The following is a 10,508-nucleotide window of genomic DNA, read 5'->3' on the forward strand; positions in this document are numbered from 1 at the left end:
TAGATAGCAGTGATAAAGGTAGAGCGATTAGACAGGCAACCAGACTGACAGAACGGCGAGAATTGGAAGACATGGCATGGGGTGATCTATGCCGAATCCGTCAGATATTCTAATTTGATGAGACAAGAGAGTCTAACGGCAAAACGCAGCGGCGGCAGATAACCTTTAACTCAGCACCAGCAGCTTTCAACTGTCCGCTGCCGTGACGTGTTGGGCGGCGGTCTCCTTTGTCCAAGCATCAAATCACCTAGGCAAAGCATATCGCGCCTCCAACGCGTCGAAGAAGTTTTGCAGCATTGCAGGCGCTTCCGTACTGCCAATCTCGCTCCCTCCGAACCTGTACAGGTCATAGCCTCTAAGCCTAAGCGCGCAGGCAACTAGTCAACCCACTAGCCTTCAGCAGTTTGAAGCCATTGAGCACTCGGCTTGCTCGATAATCACCTCAGCTACCTCCTAGCAGAGGCGGTCTAACGTTCGACATGAGCGGCGGACACCGGCCAGCCGCGCGAAAAGCAACAATACAGCACCGCTGTAGCGCGGCTGGCCGGTGTCCGCTCGATGGAGGGGTTAGGCAACGCCATGGTGACGCAGAACAAGGCCCGTAGCAGCAAACGCCTTGTTCCCCGTCAAGCGACCAGAAACCCGCTTCACCACTTCGAACCCTTCGCTAAGGTACAACTGTAGAGCGGCTTCATTGCCTTCGAGAACGTCGAGCGAAACCGGACCGGATTCACAAGAAATTGCCTCACGCACCAGCCGCCTCGCGACTCCGCGGCGCTGATGCCGCGGGCTGACGTAGAGCCAGGTGATTTCGCCTTCAGCGATTGCGATGAAGCCCAACGGAATGCCCTCGTCATCCGCGACCAGCACCTTACCATCGAACAGGCCCTCACCCTCTGCAGTCTCCTCAAGCGTCAGAAACGCGTCCATCAACCCGCTCGCCTCGAGTTCTTGCTTGCGCGCTTCATCATGGATCACACATAGATGTGGCCAGTCGGACGACTCGTACTCGCGGATCCGCGTACGGTGCCTAACTATTAATTAGACAGAATTAATTCTGTCTAATCTCCCAAATCGGACATTAGCCCGAAAGGTTTTCCGTATAATACCCCTGATTTCGGAATTAGCCCGAGTTCTTCAGCGTTTCTTCGCTCTGTTTTCACCTTCTATTCTGCCTAAGATCCCAGAAACGGAATTAGACAGAATTTAGGGTGCTCTTATGGAATCACGACCTCGAAAATTGCTGGATCAAGTCCGCGATGTCATTCGTATGAAGCACTACTCATACCGCACTGAGAAGAGCTACGTGGCTTGGATTCGCCGCTTCATCCTCTTCTACAACAAACGTGACTCCAGCGAAATGGGAGCAACGGAAATCGAGCAGTTTCTTAGCTACTTGGCAATGCAGGAACACGTTGCTGCTTCGACTCAGAATCAGGCACTCAGTGCCCTGCTATTCCTCTACCGTGCAGCCTTCAGCTATAGCTCCGACAACGTCAGTGGCGACTGACTGAACAGAAACTCTTTTGCATTGTGTTGGAAATTAGCGATCGCCCCACTTGATTTTCAGGTTTACGAGGGGATGCTATGAGCTTTTGAGAAGCATTGTCGAAAATAAGTAATGGCGTATTTTTTGTAGTACGCCTCAAACCATTAAAAACTCAGGCGATCGCAAGTACAACAATGCCGAAAATGACTAAATTCGGCATTGTTGCTAGCTATTAACGGCCAAAGTAAGCGGCGACAAGCAACACCGAAACGAAGCGTAGAATTTCTTGCTCGTCCGCTTCACTGCCGTGTGATCTTGATTTCGCCTCGGATCGCCCTTAGCCACTGCTCCTCAATTGATCTAGCGTGGAAGAGGTAATTCAGGTACAAAGCACGTTTACCGAGTAACCGGTTCAGGTTGCGGGTTTTCAGCATTCGCTTGCTGTTTTTCGAGTTGGCGTTGCTGCCGCTCACGATCTGCGGTGGTTTCTGGAACTAGCTTTTCTAGTGCCCGTGCAATGATTGGTAGAAAACCGATGATAGCAACAACGCCAATGCCATTAAATAGCATTTGAGCATTCGCAACCTGCCGTCCAACATCATCACCAGAAATTGATTGAGTTAGTTGAGCCAACTGTGGAGCTAAAAAGATTCCTAGAACGGCACTACTAAGGTTAAAGAAGAGGTGAAATAAACCCGTTCGCAACGCAGCACTACCCCGTCCGATCGTAGCAACCAGAGTATCAGCGCAGGTTCCAACTTCTGCACCCAGCATAATTGCAATTCCGGCGGGCAAAGCAATCAAACCGGAGCCTGCTAGCGTCACTACGATTGCTACGGTGGCTGAAGAAGATTGAATAATCACCGTAAAAATAGCTCCTAGCAAAGCTCCTAAAACAGGATTACGACCCAGACTCTCCATCAAGTTTAAGAACGGTTCGTAATCTCGAAACGGCTCCATTGCTGAGTCAATCGCTTCAAGTCCATAAAACATCAATCCAAACCCAAGCAAAACGATGCCAAGAGATTTAATACGAGCCGTTTTGCCTAAGAAGAATACCAATAGTCCGCTAAACATCAAAATAGGAACATACAGTTCGATATTGAGAGAAATAATTTGTGCTCCGACCGCTGTACCAATATTGGAACCCAACACAACCCCAAGGGATTGTACAAAAGTAAGAATGCTGGCGCTTACCATCGCAATCACCAGAATGATCGTGACGGATGATGATTCCAAGAATGTTGTGGCGACAATTCCGGTTGCAACCCCTGCAAAGCGGTTTGTAGTGAATTTGCTGAGGAGGCGTTTCATCCGTTCTTCCCCCACGTCTTCTAGTCCCTCAGCTAGGCGCGTAACGCCATAAATAAACAACACTAGACCCGCGATCGCGCCCATTGCCATCTTGAAGAAATCGATCGCTTCTTCCTCACCTTCCCCTTGTTCCTCCGGGCTTAAAGGAAGCTTAGGTTGTTGAGAATCGCTAAACTCAGGCTCCTTGCTTTCAGGTTGATTTGTCTGAGCATTGACGCTAGATGTGATAGTAGGTGAGCCTAAAAATGAAACTTGAGTAAGAAACGCAGGTGGAAAGATAAGTAATGTTGTAACTAAAAGTACAAGACTCAAATAGCTGAACAGTTTTCGATTCAATTTCTTTAAGATCAACATGTTTGTCTCTCAATTAATCTTGTAAACGTGCGCACGAAACTGCTTCCAGTAGTGCGATGCAAGCACACTTAGAATAGGTTGATAGTCTTGTTCTGCTCTCTTCTAAAAGACGTAAATCAATTATTTTTATAAGAAAAATTACATTTTTACATTATATTTAAGAGACTTAACTTTTTCTAAAACTAAACTTAATTAATAATTAACTAATAATTCATTTACTTAGAAGTAAAAGAAAAATTAAATCAGCTCTTAATCCTTCTTTTGTTACTTTGATAAGAGTAAAGTAATCAGCTGCAATCAAGCTACTTTTAGTGCTAGTACGTTTGGTCCTTTCAACCCTGGCCTTGGCAACAGGCGAAAGGTATCCATCCAATTCATTAACTGCTCAAACCCATAGATCAGTTCAGGGATAGAAAAAACTTGTAACCAAGGCTCTAACCACCCCCAACAGCAATATGGTTGCCGTAGGAGTCGCAGATTGTTCAAAGCACTCTTCCAGGTCATTTCTAACTCCCAAAAGGGATGCTGCTTAAACGGCAACAAAGGAGATGAAGAAACGGTGGCATTCTCACCTTTGAGTTGTGGGGAATGCTGAAAGGCATCAGCATGCAGACTAACCAACAGGTAAGCGCTAAAAACGAGCTCCCACCAGCGTTCGATACTGCTGTACTCCGTCAAACGATAATCATGCCATCCCAGCTCATTCTTGACCTGCTTAAATCCATACTCAATCTATGTTCTCAGCGTGTATTGGCGACCTACACTCAGAAGGACATCCCCGGCTAAGTTAGTCATGATAAACCAACTGTCTGCCCTGTCTGGGTGGTCAGTGCTGCCTTTCGTGATTTGGTAGTAGCGGATAGGTCGCCGCTGGCCAAAGATGATTTCGCGGATATAACGACGTTGCGTGGGACGTTCGGCTAGAGGCTGGTCATAGGCGTGCCGACGGTTATAGCGTACCCGTTGTCCCTTCGGCATCAGCACCCCATGATTGGAGCGAATCGCCACAATGTAAGGAAGCTGGAACTGACGCAAGATGCCGATGACATCTCCACTCTCGCCATACAGGCTGTCGGCTAACTACTTACCAAGGTTTAGGTTGTTTCAAAGATAGATTCCTATGAGAGAATCAAGGTTTTAGAACATAGCTTTTGAGCGATATAGTTCAAACTCAGTCCAGTCAGAATTGGTAACACTGTTTTACACGTATCTCGCTCGACCCCAATTAGGACTCAAAAGCAGTTGGACCTGTCACAATCAAAATAGGGTCAAGTGTTTTTTGAGTCTCCTTCTTGGCCCATATTAAGCAATATTCCAGCCTGAAGCACTGAAAGTACTAAAGTTGCTATCAGCAAACTGATAGAGATTGGAAGGGTAAAAGTCTGATCCCCACGCCACAAATGGTACGAGTGAAAAAAAGCTGCAAATAATCCTCCTACCACTAGTACCCAGGAGTAGATAGTACCTGAAGCAGAGTTGCGAATGACTGCACCGAAGCCCCAAAGAATAACTAGTACGATGGGGATATTTAACAATACAAATAGCTGAATACCCCCAGGCAGTGCAAATAGATTCCATTCATGCCAATATGCTGCTTCAATTTGATGACAGAGCAGCACGGTTGCATTAGCCAAATAGATGTTTTTATAAAGCATTACTACTGTTTTCAGTACAGGCCAAAAGCTTGGATAGTGAAGTTTAACGGTTCAAATCAGTTCAAGCCAAGGTTTTAACCCCCAGGAGATTACAAAATTGTTCCAGGCGTTTGAATCCGCTCGCGATCGAGCTCTCTTCGGTATCTGTCTTTACATAGGGTGCCGCATCAGTGAGACTTGTTCAATGCTGGCGACGGATGCTTATGACGCAGCAGGCGTCAGGGTAAAGATTAGCCTGCGTAAGGCCAATACAAAAGGAAAACAGGAACGCGGCAATTTCCGGTCAACTGCGTTCTCAAGAGTTACGTGGAAACGTATCAAACGAGCGCAGGCAAGCAGTATCTCTTTCCCAGATGGCACGAGCAGGGGAATGTCAATCCTACAGGTGTTTCTGCTTGAAAAAGCCATACCATTTGTCAGAGAAAGTAATTATCTAACACTGCGCCTATGGTTTACTGATATAAAAATTGTTGTAAGTCAACCGATGAAATTCCGCGAGAGACGTGCGATCGCCTGGGGCTGGTGAGAATTAGTAGCCTCAGTTTCAGACAAACTGCTTTGATGACCTAAATGAACAGCGCGAGGGCACGACTACAGCGGTATTTTGAGGTTTCGGAAGTACAACTGGAGGGGCGATCGCGGCTTTGAGCTTTATACAGTAGCTAAGAAAAAGCAATCGCGGGAAGGTTTTTGCCTTGCTCTGGCAGAACGCTTTCATCTTGCCCTATTGATTGTTTTCTTCTTAGAGAGGATTTAAATGAGTTCAGGTTTCAGCCATAACAGGGCATCTATTGAAACTATCTGTCGCTGACAATCTACGTCTGTCACCGCCCACTGAAACGGCTCTCCTCGCTTTTGCAATTCAGCCTGAATCACTGATTCCAATGCTAAAGCTGAATCTTGTAGAGCTACTTCTATTGTAATTAAGTACGCTGACATACCTTGTCATTCCAACGCTTGCTCGCTGCTACATTGTAGGGGTGGCCCTCTGACTCCAGAAGCAACTAAAGAAAGATTTCACTTGTTCTCAACCGACTCCTAATCCTAGCCTCCAACTCCTTCATTTCCTAGTTTGAGCCAACGAACTGATTCGACCTCAACGATTCTTATGTCCTCATCTAGAGATTTTTCCCTTGGACCATCCGCTCGACAGGCCAGGGTTTTACTGGTTGAAGATGAGGCAGTGATCCGCGATACAGTCGCTCTTGCCCTGCAAGCAGAAGGATTTCAAGTTGTAGCCGTCGAAGATGGTCAGCAAGCTCTTGAACAGGTGCAGGGCTCTACATCTGCACAAGGAAATGGCGATGAAGCATTTGCCCTCATTGTTCTGGACCTTCTGCTCCCGTTTATCAATGGATTGGATGTATGTCGCTTCATTCGTCAGCAGAGCAATACAACTCCAATTCTGATCCTCAGCGCCAAAATGGCAGAGGCTGATATTGTTGTGGGCTTAGAAGTAGGAGCGGATGACTACTTGACGAAGCCTTTTAGCCTGAAGGAGTTCATTGCCCGATGTCGAGTGTTGCTGCGGAATTATCAAGGTTTTAACCCTCAGCTAAAAGAAGAAATCTTGAGCTTCCAAGACCTAGCTCTCAACAAGCAGCAGTGTCAAGTCACGCTACGCGGCGAAGCAGTCACGCTCTCTCCGAAAGAGTTTAGTCTTTTAGAGGTGTTCATGCAGCAGCCAGGTCGAGTGCGATCGCGCGAGGATTTGATTGAGAAGGTGTGGGGTCTAGACTTTATGGGGGATTCTAAAACTGTCGATGTTCACATTCGGTGGCTGAGAGAAAAAATAGAGGCTGACCCTAGCAACCCTCAGTACCTTATTACAGTGCGAGGGTTTGGCTATCGATTAGGTTAGTTGGTAACGCCACAAGGTAGTCAGCAGCTTCTTCAAGGGCTGCTTTTTACACCTCCTCGAATGCCATCTGCATTGCAAACGAAGCCACCCACCTGTATTTTATTTTCTCACGTAGAGAATAGAGTAGTTAAGAGCCTATAAGCTGGCTAGCGATTGCACTATTCATAGCGAAACGTGGAAGATGACCTAGAGGAGCTACTCGCTCAACAAGCTCAAACGATCGCCAAGCTCAAGAAAATATCGGGTCAGATTCGTAGTCTCCTGAGCCTATTTCAAGACCTGAAGCAAGAACAGGAATTGCAACACCCTCTTTGCGGATGTTGCGGCGAGAAGTAAGACAAGTAGCCCCAGCAAGTAGAAGCTAATTCACGAGTCATCACTGACACCTAGACGGGGATTGCGATCGCCTGTTTTCAGCTGGCTAAGGCTAGACCTCACTCTCATAGGCATTGCTAACGCAGATTTACAGAAAATTGTTCGCGCACTTTTAGTGCTGATGATCGGGTTTACATTAACCTTTTACTTTGTCTGTCTTTACTCCTCTAATCCCAGGCTGAACCGTTTTAGGATCAACTGCTTCCACTGGAAAACTCATTTGGTAAATGCCCCGTGGGTCGTAAAAGCAATCATGAGGTCTCAGAGTAAAGAGACGCCGTGTATAGACACCGGGCTCAAGTTTAATTGCTGGCTTCAGGACAGAGTAGCCTACCACTGTTTGCCCATAAATCTTTGGTGGAGGACAGTAGGGCTCGGCTGTAGACTAGGTCTCTTCTCGGATATAGTCTATGTTGCTGATGTCTTGCAGCCAGACAATTTCGGATTCAGCTTTAATCCCTACCCCACGCATAGTTTGCCTACTCAATCCCCAACTGAGTTTTATCTTAAGTTCTCAAGGGCACGCGAAGGATTCGTCAATCATATCTAGCGTTGATGCAAAGGGACACCAAGGAATTTGTACCGATTTGATGCAAGGCTATTGGGTGGAGTCTGATACAAGGTAAAGTAAAATCAAGTTTCAAAAGGTAAGCGATCGCCCTGCTTGGTAGAAGTAGGAGCGATCGCTTTTTATGGAAGCCGACCCTGGCGGTTTTGGAGGTCTGCAACGATTTGTGTAAGAAAGGCCATTTTCCTATAAGAGATATAAATTTCTATCAGCCCCGCTAATCACTTGGGTGACTCACAGATTTTACAGGTGGTGAATAGTTGCTCGGCACGCAACTACTCCGACAGTTTTAGGGAGTTTCAGCGATCGAGTACTACAGCAGAATAATGGTTTTGGACCATCACTTTTGAGTGATTTATGCCAACTCTAGCCCAACGAAACTTGATGGCATTGTTTTACGTGTATGTGGGCACAACTCCTGAAAGACTTATAGAACAAGAATTTTAGACGAAACCGTAACTTTCTGTTCAAATGCGCCCGCTGGTCCTAGACGGTCACAGTCAAGCCAAAGTTTTAACCACCCACGAAATTGGGCACACAACTTGCGCGTTTGCCAATACGAGTCATACCGCCTTTTGGAAAGGTTGAACGGTCTTGAGTCTTGGTTTTTTGACGGCTAGGTTAAATTATTTGCTTTCTCAACTGCTTGCTTTAACTCTGCAAAGGTAATCTTACCGTCTGCGTCGGCATCATACTGTGCTAGTAACGCCTGGGGGCTACTGGTACTTGTTTCGGCTGAGATGATTGCACTTAAGCTAGGACTTAAGAACAGCTCACTAAGGGAGACTTTGCCGTCTTGATCGCGATCTAAGTTATTAAAAAGGGATTGCAGCTCTTGCTCGGTTGCCATCGGTTTCTACCTGAATTAATCTTTCAATTTCATAGCTCATTCATAGATTACCAAACAAAAAGGAGAGCAAATTGAGCCTACTAATCAAGATCCGCTCTCTAGTAAGAGAGCGCAACAAAAGAGCCTGTCTTTCTAGCAGGGGTGTAAAGCTTTTAGCTGAGGCGATCGCCCGGTTAACCTTACTTATGAATGGGCACCCTAAACAAGCCAGCGCAGCAATCGCAAAGTGGTTGTTGAAGGTTCACAAGGCGATGGAGAATGTGACTGCTCAGTGGGTTGCGACTGTTTACTAGCTAAATAGAGATCGTACTCGTCTAAGAGCAGTTGAGCGCGCTCCCTGTTTGTGTTTGCCATACTAAGCTTAGTTATAGCAGCGGAAAACTCTGGTCGTTAGTGAGCCGTTTGAATGAACTGTCCCATTTACGAGGTCTGGTCGATCACGGCTGAGGAGCTTGTAATGGCGCAAAAACGTTGCCTTTTTTTGCACTGTCCCGCTTACAGTTGAAAACGGGACAGTGCAAGCCGCTAGGTAGCCAATTAAAGCGATCGCTAAAAGCTTTACTTCATGAGCCTTCTAGCCTTAACAACCACTTTTTGTCCGTTGCTATAACTAAGCCAGGTTAGAAAACTCAAAACTCCATCATTACAATAGCTATATCACCGGAAAAAGCAGGTTGTGCCGCTCCACAGGCTGGTCACGCGATCGGTTGGTTTGCTCCCACTCAGCAAACCTCCAAGACTACCCGCAAAGAATTCGGTTCCTAGAGAACTCTGGCTGACTTTTACGGTGTAAGCCTTATTGAGCTGAGTTCGAGTTGAGCCAGTGCCAACTCCGTTGATAGTCGTCAGTTTGTTGGCTCCTGGACTCCGACCATCGACACTCCATCCCGCGAAGCGACCTTTATTAAACTGTAGGGCCAATCCATCTGCCCAACGGGCAAAGCTAAGCGGACCCGCACCGCACTCCTGATTCACGCCTTGATTGCGCGGCTTTCCACGTAAGTTCGTGAGAATTGAAACCACATCGGCTTCCTTGGTGCCGAAAGCGATCGCCCGAGTCGCTCCGGTAGACTTGTTCACTACTCGTAATCCCTGTGAGTCGAGTGCTAACACGGTCGCACTTGGCTTTGCTTGAGCGATCGGTTGCAGGGCGATCGTCATAGCGGGCGCAATGGATGCTGAATTCCTTGAAGTGAGGGAATGAGAATCTTTTGCAGAAACATTCCCTAAATAAAGTAGAGATCCCCCCGAAACGCACAGTGAAATCAAGAGGGCGCTGGTCAGTTTCATAGCTCGTTTTCCGTTCGTGAATGTGCAGAAATGGGGTGAGAATTAATATTACGCCTTTGAAACTCAGCGGAGCAGTCACCCACCCCGCTGAGTTTAACTCGTCTGCTATACAAAGGCGTGGTTCGGCAATCTTAATTTTGTGAGTTTTCGGGAAAATGGAGAGGTCATTAGTTGCCTAAAACTTCGTTGCCCAAGCACCTACCTTGTCCAAACGCTATCTTGTCCGGTTGAGCGACGAGGAACGACAGGAACTCCAAGACTGGGTATCGACTGGTAAAGCAGCCCTGTTAGACTGGCACCTGTTCTTCATGGGACGGTGTCCGCACTGCGAAGTGCCGTTGCTGCAAACCGAGCCGTCACGCATCGACTGGGACTGTGCGTGCGGTTGGCGGGACGATACCGTTTGATTGTTGCTGCCAAGGGGCACCTGTAGCAAGTAAGCCGTTAAACGAGCAGTGACAGCCATGCCAGCGAACAGTGCAGTGCTCGACCTTGATCTTGATAGTGGTGATCACAGTACCAGCACTCATGCCTTGGTTGCCATGGGCGGTAAACTGCCTTACTGCTACCAGATGCCTACGAGCAAACTGTTAGATGTCATTGTTGCGCTTGCACCGGGGTGCCGCAACTTGGGATAGCGTTAAACTCAGCGGAGCAGTCACCCACTCCGCTGGTCTGCAAAACCGTGCATGAGACTTGTCGCCTCACACGGCTCCTCAACAACTGGGTGCTTGTCATGCACACCTGAATGA

At 47.3% G+C, this 10,508-nt stretch carries 14 protein-coding genes; 5 read left to right on the top strand and 9 right to left on the bottom strand.

What is annotated here, in order from left to right:
• Positions 1-567 precede the first annotated feature (567 nt).
• Positions 568-978 (bottom strand): GNAT family N-acetyltransferase, encoded by a 411-nt coding sequence (locus H6F68_RS25340; RefSeq protein ID WP_313930240.1) that lies wholly within the window; start codon positions 976-978, stop codon positions 568-570.
• Between the two features lie 241 nt (positions 979-1,219).
• Here H6F68_RS25340 and H6F68_RS25345 point away from each other — a divergent pair, with 241 nt between their 5' ends.
• Positions 1,220-1,510 carry a phage integrase N-terminal SAM-like domain-containing protein gene (locus tag H6F68_RS25345; RefSeq protein ID WP_190443318.1) on the top strand — a complete coding sequence of 97 codons (291 nt, stop codon included), beginning with the start codon at positions 1,220-1,222 and terminating at the stop codon, positions 1,508-1,510.
• Between the two features lie 375 nt (positions 1,511-1,885).
• Here the strand turns inward: H6F68_RS25345 and H6F68_RS25350 are convergent, their stop codons facing one another.
• The 4 genes from H6F68_RS25350 to H6F68_RS25365 all read right to left on the bottom strand — a co-directional run bounded on the left by H6F68_RS25350 (position 1,886) and on the right by H6F68_RS25365 (position 4,812).
• A complete protein-coding gene (locus H6F68_RS25350) occupies positions 1,886-3,157 on the bottom strand; it encodes a Na/Pi cotransporter family protein (protein ID WP_190563343.1) in 1,272 nt (423 codons plus the stop codon).
• 297 nt (positions 3,158-3,454) lie between these two features.
• The gene (locus tag H6F68_RS25355) at positions 3,455-3,835 is read right to left on the bottom strand and encodes a hypothetical protein (RefSeq protein ID WP_206755561.1); all 381 of its coding nucleotides are present in this window, start codon (positions 3,833-3,835) and stop codon (positions 3,455-3,457) included.
• Between the two features lie 54 nt (positions 3,836-3,889).
• Positions 3,890-4,192: a hypothetical protein gene (locus H6F68_RS25360; protein ID WP_190563347.1), complete on the bottom strand. Its 303-nt coding sequence runs from the start codon at positions 4,190-4,192 to the stop codon at positions 3,890-3,892.
• A gap of 233 nt (positions 4,193-4,425) precedes the next feature.
• Positions 4,426-4,812, bottom strand: a complete 387-nt coding sequence (locus tag H6F68_RS25365) for a DUF6713 family protein (RefSeq protein WP_190552943.1) — start codon at positions 4,810-4,812, stop codon at positions 4,426-4,428.
• Positions 4,813-4,900: 88 nt separating this feature from the next.
• Between H6F68_RS25365 and H6F68_RS25370 the strand changes: the two genes are divergently transcribed.
• Entirely contained in the window at positions 4,901-5,338 is a 438-nt protein-coding gene (locus H6F68_RS25370) for a hypothetical protein (RefSeq protein ID WP_313930242.1), read from the top strand.
• A 227-nt stretch (positions 5,339-5,565) separates the two neighbouring features.
• Here H6F68_RS25370 and H6F68_RS25375 read toward each other — a convergent pair whose 3' ends face one another.
• On the bottom strand, positions 5,566-5,751 hold the full coding sequence (locus H6F68_RS25375) for a hypothetical protein (protein WP_190563351.1): 186 nt from the start codon (positions 5,749-5,751) through the stop codon (positions 5,566-5,568).
• A gap of 169 nt (positions 5,752-5,920) precedes the next feature.
• Between H6F68_RS25375 and H6F68_RS25380 the strand changes: the two genes are divergently transcribed.
• Together H6F68_RS25380 and H6F68_RS25385 are read left to right on the top strand one after the other, a co-directional pair.
• Positions 5,921-6,673, top strand: coding sequence for a response regulator transcription factor (locus tag H6F68_RS25380; protein WP_190563353.1), 753 nt, complete (start codon positions 5,921-5,923; stop codon positions 6,671-6,673).
• A gap of 174 nt (positions 6,674-6,847) precedes the next feature.
• Positions 6,848-7,009 (top strand): hypothetical protein, encoded by a 162-nt coding sequence (locus tag H6F68_RS25385; RefSeq protein ID WP_190431021.1) that lies wholly within the window; start codon positions 6,848-6,850, stop codon positions 7,007-7,009.
• A gap of 175 nt (positions 7,010-7,184) precedes the next feature.
• Here the strand turns inward: H6F68_RS25385 and H6F68_RS29890 are convergent, their stop codons facing one another.
• From H6F68_RS29890 to H6F68_RS25395, 3 genes are all read right to left on the bottom strand, one after another.
• Positions 7,185-7,385, bottom strand: coding sequence for a DUF6009 family protein (locus tag H6F68_RS29890; protein WP_370527415.1), 201 nt, complete (start codon positions 7,383-7,385; stop codon positions 7,185-7,187).
• Between the two features lie 847 nt (positions 7,386-8,232).
• Positions 8,233-8,466 carry an EF-hand domain-containing protein gene (locus H6F68_RS25390; protein ID WP_190563355.1) on the bottom strand — a complete coding sequence of 78 codons (234 nt, stop codon included), beginning with the start codon at positions 8,464-8,466 and terminating at the stop codon, positions 8,233-8,235.
• Positions 8,467-9,123: 657 nt separating this feature from the next.
• Positions 9,124-9,756, bottom strand: coding sequence for a hypothetical protein (locus H6F68_RS25395; RefSeq protein WP_190563357.1), 633 nt, complete (start codon positions 9,754-9,756; stop codon positions 9,124-9,126).
• A gap of 464 nt (positions 9,757-10,220) precedes the next feature.
• On the opposite strand from H6F68_RS25395, the gene H6F68_RS25400 reads away from it, so the two are divergent.
• Positions 10,221-10,394 (top strand): hypothetical protein, encoded by a 174-nt coding sequence (locus tag H6F68_RS25400; RefSeq protein WP_190563359.1) that lies wholly within the window; start codon positions 10,221-10,223, stop codon positions 10,392-10,394.
• The last annotated feature ends 114 nt before the right edge of the window (positions 10,395-10,508 follow it).

Origin of the sequence: Trichocoleus sp. FACHB-262 (assembly GCF_014696035.1) — a bacterium.
Taxonomy (GTDB): Bacteria; Cyanobacteriota; Cyanobacteriia; order FACHB-46; family FACHB-46; genus Trichocoleus.